Origin of the sequence: Flavobacterium aquaticum (genome assembly GCF_003259835.1) — a bacterium.
GTDB lineage: Bacteria > Bacteroidota > Bacteroidia > Flavobacteriales > Flavobacteriaceae > Flavobacterium > Flavobacterium aquaticum.
In genome coordinates, this window is record NZ_QLMI01000022.1 from 1 (window position 1) to 1,638 (window position 1,638).

Genomic DNA, 1,638 nt, shown 5'->3' on the forward strand with positions numbered 1-1,638 from the left:
CGGAAAATCCGCTGCTGAATGGAATGTTTTGTTATATTTGTAATGGCTTGGTGTTGGTTCAACGCCACTGAGAGCAAGCCGCAGAACGTTAGCAGAAAGACTAAACCAAAAAAACGCAAAATGAATTACGACTTTTTTGCAAACAAAGAAGATAAAATTGAAATTATAGAATTTATCTTAAAAAACACAGACTTAAGAATTTTTGATTCTTATTCTGAACCCGAATCTGAAATTAAGGAATACAAAACAATTGAAGACTTCAACTCAAAATTAAATATTGAAACTGAAATTGATTTGCATTTTCAACTATGGAATAAAAATTTTGGAAGAGATATTGAATTTGAAAGAATTGAACTAAATCCAAAATATTGTAATGGTAAAAAGTACAGATTTGCAACTCGTGGTTTTGGTTTAATTCAGTTATATTTCGGGAAATTAGAAAAAAATGTTTTGTCAAAATCTCATATTGGACATTTTAATGAAAAAGGAGCAAAAAAGTGGGAAAATATTGGAAATAGAAATGAACAAACAGAAGATTGGAACTGGATTGAAATAGCAAAAAATTCAAGAAAACTTCAATATGAAATTAGCAAAAAACTAGCAGTAAAAAAAGTTAATAGTTATGAAATTTTGAAAGGAGCTGAAAGCCTACAAAAGAAAAAAGTAACGTTATGGGGAATATCTGAATAAAAGTCCTTCTGCTAACAGCGGTTTGCTTCAATGGCTACTTCCGGATTTTCCTGCGGAAAATCCGCTACTGAATGGAATGTTTTGTTATATTTGTAATGGCTTGGTGTTCGTTCAACGCCACTGAAATCAAGCCGCAGAACGTTGGCAACAAGTTAAAAAACATAACTATGAAAAAAATAATTTATTTAACAATATTAATATTTTCAATTCTATCTTGTGATAATGAACCTGTAGATTTCAATCCAAACATTGATAATGATTATTCAATTGCATTAGATACATTAGTAAATTATGACAATTACTTTATTGGAAAATTTAACGGAGAAATTTTAGTTAGTACTGAGCCTTTTACCTCTGGAAGAAGTGTGAACAACACACTACAAGATTCTGTTTCTCTTCGATTTGATTTTGCTTATAAAATATCGAATAGTGAAGAATTAAAAACACCTTTTATTAATTTTATAGCCTATGAATCAATAAATAAACTTAATTCTAATAATTATTTCAAATATAATGAATACAATGATTTTTATACTTTTTTCAATAGAACAAGACTTGAATATTGGAATGTTGACAATTATAAAAATTTGACAACACAAGTCTTAATTAACTATATTGATTATTCGCAATTAATTAATAATACAGGAATAAGTTATTTATCAACAGATTTTGGAAAACCACCATTTAATGAAAATAATTTTCAAATTGAAAGCATTAGGGAATTTGAAAGTCCTTCTAAAGGTATCGAATTAATATATTCTTTTAACTGTATTTTATTTTCAGATTCCAATGAATTAATAAAAATTGAAAAAGGGAAAGGAAAATGTACTTTCTTGTATTAAAAAAACCAGTTGCCAACAGCGGTTTGCTTCAATGGCTACTTCCGGATTTTCCTACGGAAAATCCGCTGCTGAATGGAATGTTTTGTTATATTTGTAATGGCTTGGT

The 1,638-nt window shown here is 28.4% G+C and carries 2 protein-coding genes; both read left to right on the plus strand.

The genetic code is table 11. The features are described from left to right. The first annotated feature begins 120 nt into the window (after positions 1–120). Positions 121–690, plus strand: a complete 570-nt coding sequence (locus tag B0I03_RS13110; protein WP_146603308.1) for a hypothetical protein — start codon at positions 121–123, stop codon at positions 688–690. A 167-nt stretch (positions 691–857) separates the two neighbouring features. Beyond that, positions 858–1,532, plus strand: a complete 675-nt coding sequence (locus B0I03_RS13115) for a hypothetical protein (protein ID WP_146603309.1) — start codon at positions 858–860, stop codon at positions 1,530–1,532. Positions 1,533–1,638: the final 106 nt, after the last annotated feature.